The 17,795-nt window shown below is 68.5% G+C and carries 12 protein-coding genes and 1 tRNA gene; 8 read left to right on the top strand and 5 right to left on the bottom strand.

All coding sequences use genetic code 11. The annotated features are described in order from the left end of the window. Positions 1–41 precede the first annotated feature (41 nt). Together AC07XS_RS09310 and AC07XS_RS09305 are read left to right on the top strand one after the other, a co-directional pair. A tRNA-Glu gene (locus tag AC07XS_RS09310) sits at positions 42–116 on the top strand. 213 nt (positions 117–329) lie between these two features. Further along, positions 330–596 (top strand): hypothetical protein, encoded by a 267-nt coding sequence (locus AC07XS_RS09305; RefSeq protein WP_152950948.1) that lies wholly within the window; start codon positions 330–332, stop codon positions 594–596. Positions 597–621: 25 nt separating this feature from the next. Here AC07XS_RS09305 and AC07XS_RS09300 read toward each other — a convergent pair whose 3' ends face one another. The 4 genes from AC07XS_RS09300 to AC07XS_RS09285 all read right to left on the bottom strand — a co-directional run bounded on the left by AC07XS_RS09300 (position 622) and on the right by AC07XS_RS09285 (position 6,062). Next, entirely contained in the window at positions 622–1,566 is a 945-nt protein-coding gene (locus AC07XS_RS09300; RefSeq protein WP_182714227.1) for a hypothetical protein, read from the bottom strand. A 4-nt stretch (positions 1,567–1,570) separates the two neighbouring features. Further along, the gene (gene carA / locus AC07XS_RS09295) at positions 1,571–2,731 is read right to left on the bottom strand and encodes a glutamine-hydrolyzing carbamoyl-phosphate synthase small subunit (protein ID WP_182714228.1); all 1,161 of its coding nucleotides are present in this window, start codon (positions 2,729–2,731) and stop codon (positions 1,571–1,573) included. A gap of 97 nt (positions 2,732–2,828) precedes the next feature. Then, positions 2,829–5,048, bottom strand: a complete 2,220-nt coding sequence (locus AC07XS_RS09290) for a glycoside hydrolase family 3 N-terminal domain-containing protein (RefSeq protein WP_182714229.1) — start codon at positions 5,046–5,048, stop codon at positions 2,829–2,831. 234 nt (positions 5,049–5,282) lie between these two features. Next, positions 5,283–6,062 carry a ZIP family metal transporter gene (locus AC07XS_RS09285; protein WP_182714230.1) on the bottom strand — a complete coding sequence of 260 codons (780 nt, stop codon included), beginning with the start codon at positions 6,060–6,062 and terminating at the stop codon, positions 5,283–5,285. Between the two features lie 67 nt (positions 6,063–6,129). On the opposite strand from AC07XS_RS09285, the gene proB reads away from it, so the two are divergent. From proB to AC07XS_RS09265, 4 genes are read left to right on the top strand one after another with little or no spacing between them, the layout of a single operon-like run. Further along, on the top strand, positions 6,130–7,287 hold the full coding sequence (gene proB / locus AC07XS_RS09280; RefSeq protein ID WP_182714231.1) for a glutamate 5-kinase: 1,158 nt from the start codon (positions 6,130–6,132) through the stop codon (positions 7,285–7,287). After that, complete coding sequence (locus tag AC07XS_RS09275; RefSeq protein ID WP_182714232.1) at positions 7,284–8,555, top strand: glutamate-5-semialdehyde dehydrogenase; 1,272 nt, start codon at positions 7,284–7,286, stop codon at positions 8,553–8,555. The genes proB and AC07XS_RS09275 overlap by 4 nt, the downstream gene beginning before the upstream one ends. Positions 8,556–8,601: 46 nt before the next feature. Beyond that, positions 8,602–8,817: an AbrB/MazE/SpoVT family DNA-binding domain-containing protein gene (locus AC07XS_RS09270; RefSeq protein WP_182714233.1), complete on the top strand. Its 216-nt coding sequence runs from the start codon at positions 8,602–8,604 to the stop codon at positions 8,815–8,817. Then, positions 8,804–9,139 (top strand): type II toxin-antitoxin system PemK/MazF family toxin, encoded by a 336-nt coding sequence (locus tag AC07XS_RS09265; RefSeq protein ID WP_152950956.1) that lies wholly within the window; start codon positions 8,804–8,806, stop codon positions 9,137–9,139. The genes AC07XS_RS09270 and AC07XS_RS09265 overlap by 14 nt, the downstream gene beginning before the upstream one ends. Before the next feature lie 56 nt (positions 9,140–9,195). Here the strand turns inward: AC07XS_RS09265 and AC07XS_RS09260 are convergent, their stop codons facing one another. Then, complete coding sequence (locus tag AC07XS_RS09260; protein ID WP_182714234.1) at positions 9,196–11,619, bottom strand: membrane-bound PQQ-dependent dehydrogenase, glucose/quinate/shikimate family; 2,424 nt, start codon at positions 11,617–11,619, stop codon at positions 9,196–9,198. 229 nt (positions 11,620–11,848) lie between these two features. Here AC07XS_RS09260 and AC07XS_RS09255 point away from each other — a divergent pair, with 229 nt between their 5' ends. Both AC07XS_RS09255 and gltB read left to right on the top strand, forming a co-directional pair. Further along, the gene (locus AC07XS_RS09255; protein ID WP_182714235.1) at positions 11,849–13,276 is read left to right on the top strand and encodes an NAD(P)-dependent oxidoreductase; all 1,428 of its coding nucleotides are present in this window, start codon (positions 11,849–11,851) and stop codon (positions 13,274–13,276) included. Then, on the top strand, positions 13,273–17,784 hold the full coding sequence (gene gltB, locus AC07XS_RS09250) for a glutamate synthase large subunit (protein WP_182714236.1): 4,512 nt from the start codon (positions 13,273–13,275) through the stop codon (positions 17,782–17,784). Before AC07XS_RS09255 ends, gltB begins: the two co-directional genes overlap by 4 nt. The last annotated feature ends 11 nt before the right edge of the window (positions 17,785–17,795 follow it).

Below are 17,795 nucleotides of genomic sequence, written 5' to 3'. Positions count from 1 at the left end.
CAGAAGGGACCAATCCGGGGCAAATGCGCCGCCCCGGCCGCGGTCCCTTCGTCTATCGGTTAGGACGTCAGGTTTTCAACCTGAAAAGAGGGGTTCGATTCCCCTAGGGACTGCCACCGGCGCCGTTCATCGGCGGCATGACGAGGCGTATTGAGAAAGCGCTCCGCCTCCAGATTAAGATTTCAGTAAGCATTTTGTTCGGATCGAGACACCAAGTCATTCGAATCACGGACTTTTTTCGGGCGCAGTCAGGAACTATCCACAGGCGTTGTGGTTAATTCCCCGTTAGCGCGGCGCAGAAGCGCCTGTCCTTCTGAACCGAGATCCTGATGTATATCGCCATCGCCCGTCCGGCGGTGGAGCCCCAAGGCCCCGACGCCGTCGCCGTCCCCGGCTCTCCCGCCATCGTCGAACTGTCGCCCCGCGCCCTGCATGCGCGCCTTCTTGAGAACGCCGCCCTCAGGCGGATGCGCGGCCTGGAGCGCCGCCGCGAGCATCGGCTGGAAGACGCCGACTACTGGCTGCACGCCGCGCCGATGGCCGTGCGAAAGGCCAGCGCCCTGCGCGAGGACAAGAGTTTCGCCCCCCTGCCCTGATCCGTTGGCGGGTCGCCTGGCCGGATCAGCGGAGCTCCGGCGTCCGACGTCTCAGCGAGGCCGCCAGCTTGTCCAGCTTTTGGCGGGCGGACTTGGGACGGACGCGTTTGCGGTGCTCGAAACCGCCACCCCACCGCTGATGCATCGCCGCGTCCAAATGGGGATGGCGGTCATGCTGGTGCACGACGGCGCTGGCCGTGCCGTCCGGGTTGACGACCCGGCCGCCTTGCACCGACAGAAGGTCGCCCGGCGTCAGGCCCAGGGTCGCCACACGGCCATAGTTGGGCTGGACCGTCGCCGTCGCCAGACCCTGATGGATCGCCATGTTGAAGGCCGCCTGATCCGCGCCGAAGGCCCCGCCGATTTCGGAACGCGGAATGGCGGCCAGCGACAGGATCAGCCGCGACAGGCGCGACACCTCGACCCGCGGCCCCACGAGGGTGCCCACGCACAGGCAGGAACGATCCGCCAGGGCCGTCGCGGTCGCCTCTCCGAACAGGGCGCGCAGATATTTCATGTTGAAGGCATGAGCGCCCAGGGGGGCGTCAGCCTCGATGAAGACTTCCAGCCCGTGCGGATGGGGCGCGAGCGGCGGGGCCTGGAAGACGACGTCACGCACGTCGCAGGCCAGGGCCGCGCCCGACCGATCGCCCAGCAGGCCGGCGAAGGCGACGAACCTCTGCATCACCGGATGGGGCGCCCAGCCGCGCCAGGTCGGCGCGTCCACGGCGGTCACGTCATTCTGGGCCAGGAACTCGCGCAACTCGGCGTCCGTATCCACCACCAGGGCGACAGAACCGTCGAACACCGCCCGCAAGGACCGCACGAAGGGCGCGACATCGGCCGCATCATAGCCGGTGGCGTAGCCGACCACCACATCGCCGTCAGGCAAGGGGGTCATCCCGCGCTCCGCCTCCAGCGCCTGGGCCAGCCAGTCCAGATAGTCCGACCGGGCCGCTGCCTGGTTCATCGGCTCAGCGCGCGGCCATCAGATCGGCGAACCGGTCGAACAGATACAGGCTGTCCGTGGGTCCGGGCGAGGCTTCGGGGTGGTGCTGAACGCTGAAGATCGGCTTGTCCTTGACGGCGATGCCGCAGTTGGTGCCGTCGAACAGGCTGACGTGGGTTTCGGTGACGGCGTCGGGCAGGCTGTCGCGATCGACCGTGAAGCCGTGGTTCATCGAGACGATCTCGACCTTGCCGGTGGTCAGATCCTTGACCGGATGGTTGGCGCCGTGGTGGCCCTGCTCCATCTTCACCGTCTTGGCGCCCAGGGCCAGGGCCAGCATCTGGTGCCCCAGGCAGATGCCCATCAGGGGCTTTCCACTGGCGACCAGCTTCTGGATCTCCGGCACCGCGTATTCGCCGGTCGCGGCCGGATCGCCCGGACCGTTCGAAAGGACGACGCCGTCGGGATTGCGGGCCAGGATCTCTTCCGCCGTCGTCGTGGCCGGGACCACGGTGATCTTGGCGCCGGTCGAGGCCAGGGCGCGCAGGATGTTGCGCTTCACCCCATAGTCGATGACCACCACCTCCTTGCGGCCCTGGGTCTTGGGATGACCTTCCGGCCATTCCCACAGACCCTCGTTCCATTCGAAGGCCTGCAGCGTCGAGGCGGGCTTGGCCAGGTCCAGACCCACCAGCCCGGTCCAGGCCTTGGCCTGGTCGACCAAGGCTTCTAGGTCGAAGTTTCCGTCCGGATCATGGGCGATCACGGCGTGGGGCGCGCCCTTGTCTCGGATGATCTTGGTCAGGGCGCGGGTGTCCACCCCGGCCAGACCCACGACGCCGCGACGCTTCATCCAGGCGTCGAAGCCCGCATCCGAGCGATAGTTGGCCGGATCGGTCGGAACGTCGCGGAAGATGGCGCCCCGCGCCGAGGTGTCGGACCCGCCGCCCATCTGTTCGATGTCTTCGACATTGGTCCCCACATTGCCGACGTGCGGGAAGGTGAAGGCCAAGATCTGGCTCATGTAGGACGGGTCGGTCAGGATTTCCTGATAGCCGGTCATGGCGGTGTTGAAGACCACCTCGCCCAGGGCCGATCCGACCGCCCCGACTCCGATTCCCTGAAGGATCGTGCCGTCTGCAAGCGCGAGAACGCCTGTGGCGCCCGGAAGAATCTTGGTCGTCATGGGCGCGCTCCTAAACACGAATCCAGCCCGAAAGGAGGCCGAAGACAAACGGCGGGCTCGTTAAGCCCTGCCGTCCGCTCCGTCAACGTCCGCAGGATCAGGCCGGGCCGATCAGACGGAACTGAGCCGCCGAACCGCCCTGGGCGTGCGGGGCCAGCCACAGGTCGAACAGGCCGGGTTCGATCCGGTAGGCGCCGTCCTCGCCGATGAAGCCCAGCTGACGCGGGTTCAGGGTGAAACGCACCGTCTGGCTCTGACCGGGACGCAGGCTGACCCGTTTGAAATCCTTCAGCAGACGGCCCGGCTGGGTCAGGCTGGCGACCCGGTCGTGGATATAGAGCTGCACCAGTTCCTCGGCCGGGTGAGCGCCCCGGTTGGTCACGGTGACGGCGACGTCCAGCGTCCCGTTCCACGGCAGTTGATCGCTCGCCATCTCAACCGGCCCATAGACCACATCGCCGTAGGTCAGGCCGAAACCGAACGGATAGAGGGCCGTGTTGGTCGTCTCGCGATAGCGGGCCTTGTATTCCTCGACCGGCAGGTCCGGGTTGGCCGGACGTCCCGTGTTCTTGTGGTCGTAGGAATAGGGCTGCTGGCCCGACTTGTGCGGGAAGCTGATCGGCAGGCGGGCCGAGGGGCCATGCTCGCCGAAGATCACGTCGGCGACGGCGTGGCCCATCTGCTCGCCCAGGAACCAGGTCACGACGACGGCTTGGGCGTTCTTGACATTGCCCTCCAGCGCCAGGGCCCGGCCGTTGCGCAGCAGGATGACCATGGGCTTGTTCAGGGCGGCCATGGCGTCGACCAGAGCCATCTGCGGCGCCGGCACGACGATCTCAGTGCGGGACTGTGCCTCGCCCGACATCTTCTGGCTTTCGCCGATGGCCAGCACGATGACATCAGCGTTGGCGGCCGCACGGACAGCCTCGTCGATGCCGCCGTCCAGCGCGCTCTCGACGCCCGAGCCGCGCGCGACGGTCAGGGCTTGCGGATCGCTCATGGCGGCGCGGAAGCCGGCCTCCAGCGAGACGCGACGCTCAGGCGCGCCCCAGATGGTCCACGGCCCCCAGACATTGTCCACGTCGTCGGCGAACGGGCCGATCAGGGCGATCTTCTGGCTCTTGTTCAGGGGCAGAAGGCCGTTGTCGTTCTTCAGCAGGACCACGGACTTGCGACCCGCTTCGCGCGACAGGGCGATATGATCGCGCGAGCCGACCACGGCCTTCTCACGCGCCACGTCCGTGCCGCGATAGGGATCGTCGAACAGGCCCAGCGCCGCCTTGGTGTGCAGCAGACGGCGCACCGCCTCGTCAAGCCGAGCCATCGACACCTCGCCCGAGGCGACCAGGCTGGGCAGATGCTCCAGATAGAGGCCCGAGACCATCGACACGTCCACGCCGGCGTTGAAGGCAAGGCGGGCGGCGTCGCGGCCGTCCTCGGCGAAGCCGTGGGCGATCAACTCCTGTTCGGAGGTGTAGTCCGAGACGACGAAGCCCTCAAAACCCCATTCGCCGCGCAAAATGTCGGTCAGCAGTTTGCGGCTGCCTGAGGCCGGCACCCCGTTCAGATCGTTGAAGGCGCTCATGATCGACAGGCAACCCGCATCCACCGCCGCCTTGAACGGCGGCAGGAAGACCCCGCGCAGGGTCTGTTCGCTCATGTCGGTGGTGTTGTACTCGACCCCGCCGACGGCGGCCGAATAGGCGGCCATGTGTTTGGCGGTGGCCAGGACGGCGTCGCGATCGTCCAGACCCTTTTCGCCCTGGAAGCCGCGCACACGGGCGGCGGCCAGCAGATTGTTCAGCAGAACGTCCTCGCCCGCGCCCTCGACGTTGCGGCCCCAGCGCTGGTCGCGGGCCACGTCCACCATGGGGGCGTAGGTCTGGTGCACGGCCGAGGCCGCCGTCTCCACCGCCGCCGCCCGGGCGGTGCGATAGGCCAGTTGAGTGTCGAAAGCCGCCGCCTCGGCCAGGGGCACGGGGAAGATGGTGGACAGGCCGTGGATCACGTCCGCCGCGAACAGCAGCGGGATCTTCAGCCGGCTCTCTTCCATCGCGACCTGCTGAATGCGGCGGCCGGCCTCGGCGCCGATGCCGTTGAACAGGCTGCCGACCTTGCCCTCGCGGATCATGGCGGTGACGCGCGCCGGGTCGCCCGTGCCGTCCAGCGGGTTCACCGCCGTCGGCATCCAGCGGAACGGATCGGCGAGCAGATTGAGCTGGCCCGCCTTCTCCTCAACCGTCATGGCCGAAATCAGATCCTCGATCCGCTGGCGGTGACGCTGAACGGCGCGGGCGGTTTCGGCGGAAGCAGGCATGGAATACACTCCGGCGCCCATCAGGGCGAGAAGCCCGAGGCCAGACAAGAAGTTTCGACGGGAAGCCGAAGGCTTTTCAGGTCGCGTCTTAATGGGGCGCTCCTTCGGGGCAGATGGATCGGCGAACTGGTGGCCTAACCTCTGGCGACCGCCCCCGTCCAGACCCGCGCCGCATGTAAATGATGTAACAGGCGCCCGAAGTCCTTCAACTCGAGAGCAGCCTAAAGGCCAAGCTCAGCCCAGGGCGATGTCCAGGAACATCATCCCCACCAGACCGACCATCAGCCCGATCAGGGAGCCGTCGCCGGTCGATCGCTCACGCGTCTCGGGAATGATCTCTGCGGTGACGACATAGATCATGGCTCCGGCCGCCAGACCCAGGCCCCAGGGCAGTGCGCCGGGCAAGGCGCCGACCACGCTCGCGCCGATCAGCCCGCCGACCGGCTCGACCAGACCCGAGGCCAGGGCGCCCGCAAAGGCGGCGATGCGGCCATACCCCAGCGAGGCCATGGCCGCCGACACGGCCAGGCCTTCGGGCATGTTCTGAATCCCGATGCCGAGCGTCGTCGCCAGCCCCTGGTGCAGGTCGCCGCCGCCGAAGCTGACGCCCACGGCCGCGCCTTCCGGAAAGTTGTGCAGGGTGATGGCGATGATGAACAGCCAGATGCGGCGCGCCAGATTTTTCGACTGGGCCGGTCCGATCGCCAGCATGTCCACCGGCGCGAACCGGTTCATCAGGCCGATGACCGTGGCCCCGATCAGCACCGCCGCCGCCATGGTTCCCGCCGCCCAGCCGCGCGACGCCCCGCCCGTTTGCAGCACCTCCACCCCCGGCATGATCAGCGAGAAGAAGGAGGCCGCCAGCATCACCCCGGCGGCGAAGCCTAGGAGCACGCTCTGGGTCTGCTGACCGGGCCTTTTGACCACCAGCATCGGCGCCGCGCCGACCGCCGTCATCAGACCGGCCGCCAGACTGCCCAGGGCGCCTGCGGCGATAGGGGACAGGGATTCCATCATCGCCCTGCTGTGACGGCACAGACGACAAGAGACAAGCGGCGATCGGCCGTTTAGAGAAACCTTCATGTCCCAGGCCGCCTCCCCCGCGCCGCGTCCGGACGCCGCCTCCGCCCTGGGGGCCGCCCGCCGGGTCGTGGTCAAGATCGGATCGTCTCTGTTGATCGACGCCGAGACGCGGCGGCCGACGCGCGACTGGCTGGCCGCCATGGCCGAGGATCTGGCGCGGCTGAGGACCGAGGGGCGCGAGGTGATCGTCGTCTCGTCCGGTTCGATCGCACTGGGGCGCGGCCGCCTGCCGAACCTGGGCGCGCGGCTGGAGGACAAGCAGGCGGCGGCCTCGGTGGGCCAGTCCCTGCTGATGGCCGCCTGGTCCGAAGCCCTGGCCCCTCACGGCCTGGTGGCCGGGCAGGTCCTCTTGACCCGAGACGACACCGAACGGCGTCGGCGCTGGCTGAACGGCCGCGCCACGGTCGAGGCCCTGCTGGCCCACGGAGTGGTGCCCATCGTCAATGAGAACGACACCGTCGCCACCGAAGAGATCCGCTATGGCGACAACGATCGGCTGGCGGCGCGCACGGCCCAGCTGGCGCGGGCTGATCTGCTGATTTTGCTGTCCGACGTCGACGGCCTCTACACCGCCGATCCACGGCGAGACCCGAACGCCGTCCACCTGCCTCTGATCGAGAGCCTCGGCCCCGACGTCCTGGCCATGGGCGGCGGCGCCAACGCCCAGGCCGGGGTCGGCACGGGCGGCATGGCGACCAAGCTGGCGGCGGCGCAGATCGCCCGCTCGGCCGGCTGCGCCACCGTCATCGCCTCTGGCCAGACCCTGTCGCCTCTGAACGCGGTTCGCACCGGGGCGCGCGCCACCCTGATCACGGCGCCGGACACCCCGATGGCCGCCTATAAGCAGTGGATCGCCGGCAGCCTGTCCCCGGCCGGCGCCCTGACGCTGGACGACGGCGCCGTCGCCGCGCTGAAGGCCGGCAAGAGCCTGTTGCCCGCCGGGGTCACGGTCGTCTCGGGCGACTTCGAAAAGGGCGACTGCGTGCGCCTGATCGACGCCGAAAACCGGCCTGTCGGGGTGGGCTTAGCCGCCTACGCCGCCGAAGAGGCCGCCCGCATCCGGGGCCGCCGCAGCGATGAGATCGAGTCCGTTCTGGGCTATCGCGGCGCCTCGGTCCTGATCCACCGCGACGACCTGGTGCTGGACGACCGATGACCGAGACCCTGACGCTGAACGAACAGATGCTGGAGCGGGGCCGATGCGCCCGCGCCGCTGCGGCGGGTCTGCGCGACGCCCCGGCCGGCGCCCGCACCCGCGCGCTGGACAGCCTGGCCCGACGATTGACCGCCGCCGAGGCGGACATTCTGGCCGCCAACGCCCGAGACGTGGCCGCAGCCCGTGCGAACGGCATGGCCGAGGCCCAAATCGACCGATTGCTGCTGACGCCCGCCCGCGTCGCCGGCATGGCTCAGGCAGTGGCGACCATCGCCGCCGTGCCCGATCCCCTGGGCGTCGAGACCGAGCGCTGGACCCCCGCCAACGGTCTGGACATCGCGCGGGTCCGCACCCCGATCGGGGTGCTGGGCGTGATCTATGAGAGCCGGCCCAACGTCACCGCGGACGCCGCCGGACTGTGCATCCGCTCGGGCAACGCCGCCATCCTGCGCTGCGGATCGGACTGCCTCCAGTCGTCGCTGGCCATCGCCGGCCTGATCGCGGAATCCCTGGCGGAGGCCGGCCTGCCGGCGGATGCGGTGCAACTGGTCGATACGCCCGACCGCGAAGCCGTCGGCCTGATGCTGGGCGGGCTGGACGGGGCGATCGACGTCATCATTCCGCGCGGCGGCAAGAGCCTGGTCGCCCGCGTCCAGGCGGAGGCCAAGACCGCCGTGCTCAGCCATCTGGAGGGGCTGAACCACACCTATCTGCACGAAGCCGCAGACCTGGACATGGCGCGGGCCGTCGTGCTGAACGCCAAGATGCGGCGCGTCTCCATTTGCGGCGCAACCGAGACCCTGCTGGTCGATCGCGCGGCGGCCGAGCGCCTGCTGCCGCCGGTGGCGACGGACCTGATCGCGGCAGGCTGCGAACTGCGCGGCGACGCCGAGGCGCGGACCCTGGTCCCGGAAATGGTGCCCGCCGAAGAGGCGGACTGGACCACAGAGTATCTCGCGCCGATCCTTTCGGTGCGGGTGGTGGAGGACCTGGACGCGGCGACGGCGCACATCGCCCGCTACGGCTCAGGCCACACCGAGGCGATCGTCACTACCGACGCCGAGGCGGCCGAACGGTTCGCCGCCCGTGTGGACAGCGCCATCGTCCTGATCAACGCCTCGACCCAGTTCGCCGACGGGGGAGAGTTCGGCTTCGGCGGCGAGATCGGCATTTCGACCGCCCGCCTGCACGCCCGCGGCCCGGTCGGGGCGGAACAGCTGACCACCTACAAATACGTCGTGCGCGGACGGGGCCAGACCCGACCCTGAGTGCTGACGGGTTGCGAACGGTAAGGAAATTCCTTACCGTCTCGCCATGATCAAAAGCCGCCTCACATCCAAGGCCCAGACCACCATCCCGCAGGCCGTCCGCACGGCGTTGAATCTGCAGGACGGCGACGAGATCCAGTATGATCTCGAGGGCGACCGAGCCATTCTGCGCAAGGCCTGGCGCGCGCCTGCGGACGATCCGTTCAGCGCCTTCGTCGAATGGGACACCGAGGCGGACCGCAAGGCCTATGCCGGACTTTGAGCGCGGAGACGTCGTCCGCGTCCCTTTCCCCTACACCGATCGGAACACACGCCAGCACCGCCCTGCTCTGGTCGTGTCCAACGGTCCGCTTGGCGAGTCGGACCGGCTCTTATGGGTAGTGATGATCACCAGCGCCGAGAACCGCAGATGGGCGGAGGATGTGCCGCTGGACGAGGACTATGCCGCTGCCGGTCTGCCGGCGCCGTCGTTAATTCGTCCGGTCAAGATCGCCACCATAGATGCAGCCGTGGCTAAGAAGCTGGGGCGGATCGATCCGGACCGGCTGGCGCGAGCGATGCAGTCGGTGCGCGCCAAGCTCTGAACGCCGACGCGATGAACCTCTCCCCTCCGATCCGGAAGGGAGAGGGTCGTCCTGTCTCAGGTCGGCAGAGCATAGGCGATCACATAGTCGCCGCGGGGCGTCTCCATGAAGTGATGGCCGCCCGCCATGATGACGAGATACTGGCGGCCGTTCTGCTCATAGATCATCGGATTGGCCTGGCCGCCGGCCGGCAGGACGTCGGACCAGACGGTCTCGCCGGTTTCGATGTCGATGGCGCGGATCAGGTCGTCGGTCGCCGCGGCGATGAAGATCAGGCCGCCGGCCGTCACCACCGAACCGCCGTTGTTCGGCGTGCCGATCTCCAGCGGCAGGTGCGAGGGGATGCCCCACGGCCCGTTCTTGCGCGCCGTCCCGAAGGGACGGTCCCACAGGGTCTTGCCCGAGCGCATGTCGATGGCGGTGATGCCGCCGTAGGGAGGCTCCTTGCACAGCAGACCCGTCCACTTCACGCGCCAGCCGGCGTTGACGTCGATGGCGTAGGGGACGCCGATCTGCGGATCGCCGGCGCCTTCCCCCTTGGACAGGCTGCCGCCGCGCACGCTCGCCTCCTGCTGCTGGGCGATGTAGCGGGGGTCGTCGCGCGGGAACCAGCCCCGCTCATTGGCCTCTTCGCGCGGCACCAGCCGGTTGTAGTTGGGCATGTCGTTGTAGTTGGCGATGATCACGCCGCGCACAGGATCGACCGCCACGCCGCCCCAGTCGGAGCCGCCGTTATAGCCGGGATAGTTGATGTAGTGGTTGGTCGATGGCGGGGTGTAATAGCCCTGATAGTCGGCCTTCCTGAAGTTGATGCGGCAGAACATCTGGTCGATGGGCGACATGCCCCACATGTCCCGCTCCTCCAGATTGGGCTTGCGCAGGGTGGCGAACAGCGAAAAGGGCTGGGTGGGCGACCGCTGCCCCTGTTCGGTTCCGCCCGTGGTCGGGACCGGACGTTCCTCGACCCCATGCAGCAACTGGCCGGTGGCGCGGTTGAACACATACATGTCGCCCTGTTTGGTGGGCAGCAGCAGGGCCGGAACCACGCCGCCCCCCGTCGGGAAGTCGATTAAGGTCGCCTGAGAGCCCAGGTCGAAGTCCCAGACGTCCTTATGCACCGTCTGGAAATGCCAGCGGGGCTTGCCGGTCGTCACGTCCAGCGCGACCAGGGCGGTGGAGTATTCATTCTCGGCCGGTCGCCGCGAGCTGGACCAGTAGTCGGCGGACGAATTACCCATGGGCAGATAGACTAGGCCCAGCGCCTCGTCCCCCGTGGCCGTGGTCCACATATTGGGCGTGCCCGGCGTATAGGTCTCTCCTTCCGGCGGCAGGCCGTTGCGGTCGGGGCGCATCATGTCCCAGGCGAAACGCAGTTCACCCGTCTCCACATCGAAGCCCTGGATCACGCCCGAGGCGTTCCAGCGCTTCTGGCCGTCCAGCACCTGATGCCCCGTGACGATCACCCCGCGCACGATCACAGGGGCGGAAGTTATCGAGACCATGCCCGGATAGGGCTCGCCCATGCCGCGCTTGATATCGACGGCGCCGTTCTGGCCGAAGGCGGGACAGGGGCGTCCGGTGCGCGCATCGACAGCGATGATGCGGCCGTCCAGAGTGCCCTCGACGATCTTGGTCGCGCACGGCTCGGCCGCGTCGGCGCCGGCCCGCGCGTGGTAGGTCACGCCCCGGCAGGCGGCCGTATAGGGGATGTTCTCGTCGGCGACCTGAGGATCATAGGCCCACTTCTGTCGCCCCGTGGCGGCGTCCAGGGCGAACAGTTTGTTGCGGGCCGAGCAGAGATAGACGGTGTCGCCGATCTTCAGAGGCGTGGTCTCCGCGCCCCACCGTTCTTCCGGCAGGTCTCCGGTGCGGAAGGTCCAGGCCCGCTCCAGTCGACCGACATTGTCCTTGTTGATCTGCGTCAGAGGCGAGTAGCGCTGGGCGCTGTCCGTGCCGCCCCAGGCCGGCCAATCCGCTCCCGTCTTGAGCAGGGCAGGATCATTATAGGCGCCGCGTGGGCCCGGCGCCGGGCTGGCGATCTGACCGCGGTTGGCCTGGGCCACGGCGAAGCCGAACACCACCGTCAGGACCGCCAGTCCCAAGGCGCCGCCGCCCGCCAGCCGTTTGCCGCCCCGCCCCATCAGCACGGGCAGGCTAGCCAGAACCAGGAACATCAGAACCAGCGGGCCGACCAGACGCGGGACCAGGGCCCATCCGTCCAGCCCCTTTTCCCAAAGCGCCCAGACCAGGGTGAACAGGAAGGCGCCGCCGTAGATCCAGGCGCCCCGTACGTCGCGCAAGACCAGCAGCACGCCCGAGGCGATCAGCAGCAGGCCGACGATCAGATAATACCAGGAGCCGCCCAGGGCCGCGAGCTGCGCCCCGCCGAAGGCGAGGATCGCTCCGATCAGGGCGATCAGGAGGCCGAGGAGCAGCGTCAGCCATCCTCCCAGCCCAGTCGGCGTGGTCCATCTCGGCATGGAGCCCCCGTTTTCGATTGCGGTTGAGACGAGCTCAACGAACGGACGCCGCCCAGGTTCCGAATTTGGCGCCTACAGACCCTAAAGCCGTTCCAAGTGGAGCGGCGGGCGCACACATTTATCGCCACATTGCGCGCATATCTGATCATTTGTTGCGATTTTCTCGAGCAATAGCCCGTAGCGGCAATAATATTTGCCTCACACCGCCGCTTTGCTGCATATGCGAGGGATGCATAAGACCCTGAAGCAAGGCGGGACTTTCGTGGTCGAACCCCGCCGCCTGTCCAAGGCCTCCGCCGAACTGCGCACACGCGGTTTCGGTGAGATCACGATTCCGCCCTCGACCGAGACGGCGGAGAAACAGGCGTCGCGCTGCACCGACTGCGGCGTGCCGTTCTGCCAGAACGCCTGCCCGCTTCAGAACAATATTCCCGACTGGCTGCGCCTGTCGGCCGAGAACGAGCCGCGTGAAGCCTGGCGCGTGGCGTCCCTGACCTCGACCATGCCCGAGATCTGCGGCCGCATCTGCCCGCAGGACCGGCTGTGCGAAGGCGGCTGCACCCTGAACCAGTCCGGCTGGGACGCCGTGACCATCGGCTCGGTCGAGGCCTGGCTGGGCGATCAGGCCTTCGCCAACGGCTGGGTCGAACCGATCCGGCCCCAGGCCGAACGCGGCGAGAGCGTCGGCATCGTCGGCGCGGGTCCGGCCGGCATGGCCGCCGCCGACCGTCTGCGCAGCGAAGGCTATCAGGTCACGGTCTATGACCGTCACGACCGGGCCGGCGGCCTGCTGATCTACGGCATTCCCGGCTTCAAGCTGGAGAAGCACGTGGTCCAGCGCCGCGTGGACCGTCTGATCGACGGCGGCGTTCAGTTCGTCCTGGGCTGCGAGGTCGGCAAGGACGTGACCCTGACCGAGTTGCGCGACCGCCATGACGTGGTCCTCCTGGCCATGGGCGTCTATCAGCCCCGCGTCCTGTCCGCGCCGGGGCGGGGCCCGGGCTCCACTGTGGCGGCCCTCTCCTATCTGACCCATCAGAACCGGCGCGACCTGGGCGACGCCGAACAGGACGGCTGGCACGAGGCGCGCGGCAAGCGAGTGGTCGTGATCGGCGGCGGCGACACCGCCATGGACTGCGTCCGCACCGCGATCCGCCAGGGCGCGGCCAGCGTGACCTGCCTGTATCGCCGCGACCGCGAGAACATGCCCGGCTCGGCCCGCGAAGTGGTCAACGCCGAGGAGGAAGGCGTCGTCTTCGAATGGCTGGGCGCGCCCAAGGCCCTGCTGTCCCAGGGCGACCGCGTCACCGGCGTCCGCGCCGCGCGGATGCAACTGACCGAGGCGGCCCCCGGCGAGCGGCGCGACATCGTGCCCGTGCCCGGCGCCGACTTCGATATTCCGGCCGACATCGTCATCGAGGCCCTGGGCTTTTCGCCCGAGCCCTTCGCCGCGCATGAGCCGAACCTGACACTCCGCGACGACGGCACGATCAAGGTCGGCGCCGTCAGCTTCGCCACCAGCCTGCCCGGCGTCTTCGCCGCCGGGGATGCGGTGCGCGGGGCCTCGCTGGTCGTCTGGGCTGTGCGGGAAGGCCAGGACGCCGCCGCCGAGATCGATCGTTACCTGAAGACCCGCACCGAGGAGGTCGCGGCATGACCGATTGGCTGAACAAGTACGAACAGACCCGCGACCGGCTGGAAGCCGAAAACGCCTATGACCGCAGCGCCGAGCGCGACGCCTGCGGCGTGGGCCTGGTCTGCTCCATCGACGGCACGCCGCGCCGCGACGTGGTCGAATATGCGATCCGCAGCCTGAAGGCCGTGGCCCACCGCGGCGCCGTCGATCCCGACGGCCTGTCTGGCGACGGCGCCGGCGTCATGTGCGAACTGCCACAAGGCTTCTTCGCCGACCAGGTGGCCTCGATCGGTCAGTCCGTGCGGCCCGGTCCGATCTGCGTGGGCCAGGTCTTCCTGCCGCGCACGGACCTGGGGGCCCAGGACCGCGCCCGCGCCATCGTCGAGACCGAGGCCCTGCGCGCCGGCTTCTGGATCTACGGCTGGCGTCAGACGCCCATCGACCTGTCGGTCGTCGGGACCAAGGCCGGAGCCACCCGGCCCGAGATCGAACAGATCATGCTGGCCCCGCCGCTGGACGACGCCGGCCAGCCGCTGGACGGCGAGGCGCTGGAGCGTGAACTGTACCTGTGCCGCCGCCGCATCGAAAAGACGGTCAAGACCGAGAACTTGGCGGGGGTCTACATCTGCACCCTGTCCGCGCGCTCCATCGCCTACAAGGGGATGGTGCGGGCCGAACTGCTGGGGAACCTGTATCCCGACCTGGAGGATCCGCGCTTCGTCTCGGCCTACGCCGTCTTCCACCAGCGCTATTCCACCAACACCTTCCCGGAATGGAAGCTGGCCCAGCCCTTCCGCATGCTGGCCCACAACGGCGAGATCAACACGCTGAAGGGCAACCTCAACTGGATGAAGTCGCACGAGATCCGCATGGCCGCCCAGGCCTTCGGGGATCGCGACCGCGAGGTGAAGCCGGTGGTTCAGCCGGGCGGGTCCGACTCGGCCGCCCTGGACAATGTCATGGAGGTGCTGGTCCATGCCGGTCGCCCCGCGCCGATGGCCAAGGCCCTGCTGATCCCCGAGGCCTGGGCCAAGGACGACGTCGTCATGCCGCCCGAACACCGGGCCTTCTACGCCTATTGCAATGCGGTGATGGAGCCGTGGGACGGTCCGGCCGCCATCTGCGCCGCCGACGGCCGCTGGGTGGTGGCGGGCAAGGACCGCAATGGCCTGCGCCCCCTGCGGGCGGTCGAAACCGTGGACGGCCTCTTGATGGCCGGGTCCGAAGCCGGTCTGGTGCCCATCCCCGAAAGCCGGGTGAAGCGGCGCCTGCACATCGGCCCCGGCAAGCTGATCGCCGTCGATATGAAGCATGGCCGGGTCTATGACGAGCATGAGGCCGTCGACGCCCTGGCCGCAGCCCACCCCTATACGGAGTGGCTGGACAATATGGTCGATCTGGAGCCGATCATCGGCCCCGGACCGGAACCGCGTTCGGCCTCCGGCGAGGATCTGACCCGCCGCCAGATCGCCGCCGGCTACAGCCGCGAAGATCTGGATCTGCTGCTGGACGCCCTGGTGCGCGACGGCAAGGAGGCGGTCGGCTCCATGGGCGACGACGCCCCGCCGGCGGTTCTGTCGGCCCTGCCGCGCCCGCTGAGCCACTATTTCCGCCAGAACTTCAGCCAGGTGACAAATCCGCCCATCGACCCCCTGCGCGAAGCCGGGGCGATGAGCCTGAAGACCCGGTTCAAGAACCTGGGCAACATCCTGGCTCAGGAAGAGGCGCAGACCGACGTCTTTGTTCTGGACAGCCCCGTCCTGACCAACGGCATGTACGAGCGGATGGTCGCGACTGTCGGCGCGGGTTCGACCGTGGTCATCGACTGCAGCTATGACGTCCCGGCCGACGACGCGCGGCCCGGCGCGGGACTTCGCGCCGCCCTGGACCGGATCATGGACGAGGCCGAGGCCGCCGCCCGCGACGGCGCCGCCCTGATCGTGCTGACCGACCAGCAAAGCTCGGCGACGCGACTGGCGGCCCCGATGATCCTGGCCACCGCCGGGGTTCACGGACGCCTGACCGCGGCGGGTCTGCGGACCTATTGCTCGATCGTGGTCCGCACCGCCGAGACCCTGGACCCGCATGGGTTCGCGGTTCTGGTCGGGGTCGGCGCCACCACCGTCAACGCCTGGCTGGCCCAGGACCTGTTCCAGGAGCGTCTGGACCGGGGTCTGTACCCCGGCCTGACCCTGCGCGACGCCTGTCTGAACTACAAGAAGGGCATCGAGGCGGGCCTCTTGAAGACCCTGGCGCGCAAGGGGATCAGCGTCATCTCCGCCTATCGCGGCGGATGCGAGTTCGAGGTGTTGGGCCTGTCGCGGGCCCTGACGGCCGAGTTCTTCCCCGGCGCCCCGTCGCGCATCTCCGGCATCGGGCTGGCGGGTCTGGAGCAGGCGGCGCTGAAGCGGCACAAGGTCGCCTGGGGCGAGGCCCAGCCCTCCCCCGCCATCGGCGGCTCCTTCAAGATCCGTGCGGGCGGCGAGGCTCACGCCCACGAGGCCAAGACGATCCATCTGCTGCAGGACGCCTGCAACCGGGGCGACTACCGCCGGTTCAAGCAGTTCTCGGAAGCCGTCAGAAACCAGCCGGACCTGTCGCTGCGCGACCTGCTGGACTTCCGCGAAGGGACGCCGATTCCCATCGATCAGGTGGAGAGCGTGTCGGACATCCGCCGCCGCTTCCTGACACAGGCCATGTCCCTGGGCGCCCTCGGCCCCGAGGCGCATGAGACGCTGAACATCGCCATGAACCGCATCGGCGCCCGCTCGGTCTCGGGCGAAGGCGGCGAGGATCCCGAACGCTATCACCCGCGCCCCAACGGCGACGACGCCAACTCGGCGGTGAAACAGGTGGCCTCGGGCCGGTTCGGCGTCACGGCCGAATATCTGAACCAGTGCCGCGAGATCGAGATCAAGGTGGCCCAGGGCGCCAAGCCCGGCGAGGGCGGCCAACTGCCCGGCTTCAAGGTGACCGAGTTCATCGCCCGGATGCGCCACGCCGTGCCCGGCACCACCCTGATCAGCCCGCCGCCGCACCACGACATCTATTCGATCGAGGATCTGGCCCAGCTCATCTATGATCTGAAGGCCATCAATCCCGATGCGCGGGTGACGGTGAAACTGGTGTCCGCCTCGGGCATCGGGGCCATTGCGTCCGGGGTGGCCAAGGCCAATGCCGACGCCATTCTGATCGCCGGCCACAACGGCGGCACCGGCGCCTCGCCCCAGACCTCGATCAAACACGCAGGCCTGCCCTGGGAGATCGGGTTGGCCGAGGCCCACCAGGTGCTGACGCTGAACAATCTGCGCGGCTCGGTGACGTTGCGCACCGACGGCGGGGTCCGCACCGGCCGCGACGTGGTCATCGCCGCCATGCTGGGCGCCGAGGAATACGGGGTCGGCACCGCCGCCCTGATCGCCATGGGCTGTCTGATGGTGCGCCAGTGCCATTCGAACACCTGCCCCGTCGGCGTCTGCTCCCAGGACGATCGGCTGCGCGAAAAGTTCACCGGCACGCCGGACAAGGTGGTCAACCTGTTCACCTTCATCGCCGAGGAGACGCGCGAAATCCTGGCCTCGATCGGCGCCCGGACGATGGACGAAATCATCGGCCGCACCGACCTGCTGCGTCAGGTCCGGCGCGGCGGGTCACACTTGGACGACCTCGATCTGAACCCCCTGCTGGTCCAGGTCGACGAGGGCGCCGCCGGCAAGTGGGCCGACAAGGGGCGCAAGCCCATCGCCGACAGTCTGGACGCGCGGGTGCTGAAGGATGCGGTGCGGTTCCTGGATCGGGGCCAGACGCTGGAACTGTCCTATCCGCTGAACAACACCCAGCGGACGGTCGGCGCCGCCGTCTCGTCCGCCATCGTGCGGCGTTTCGGGTCCCAGGGTCCGGCCGGACGGCTGAAGCTGCGTCTGGAAGGCATCGCCGGCCAGAGCTTCGGCGCCTTCGCCGCCAAGGGTCTGGAACTGCACCTGACGGGCGAGGCCAACGACTATGTCGGCAAGGGCCTGTCGGGCGCCGAGATTTCAATCCGCACGCCCGAATGGCGCGAGGATCAGCTGATCTGCGGCAACACCACCCTGTACGGCGCCACCTCGGGCCGGCTGTTCGTCGCCGGCGCGGCGGGCGAGCGGTTCGCGGTGCGCAACTCGGGCGCGGAAGCCGTGGTCGAGGGCCTGGGCGCCCACGGCTGCGAATATATGACCGGCGGCCGGGTGGTCGTCCTGGGCTCGGTCGGCTGGAACCTGGCGGCGGGCATGAGCGGCGGCGAGCTGTTCGTGCTGGACCAGCCGAGCCACGCCGCGCGCGCCCTGAACGGCGATCTGGCCGGCGTGACCGACATCGACGCGGCCGCGGCCGAACGACTGCGCGAACTGGTCGAGGCGCACCTGGCCGCGACGGCCTCGCCCTTGGCGCGGCGCCTGTTGAGCGACTGGGACAACACGCTTGACCGTTTCGTTCGCATCGTACCGCTCACGGACATTGTCAGGGCGGAGGAACGGCTTAAGACTTCGGCCTGAAGCCTGGTTGC

It is taken from the genome of Brevundimonas sp. GW456-12-10-14-LB3, assembly GCF_059424365.1.
The sequence above is the reverse complement of the archived record's forward strand: the minus strand, read 5'-3'. Positions and strand labels throughout refer to the sequence as shown.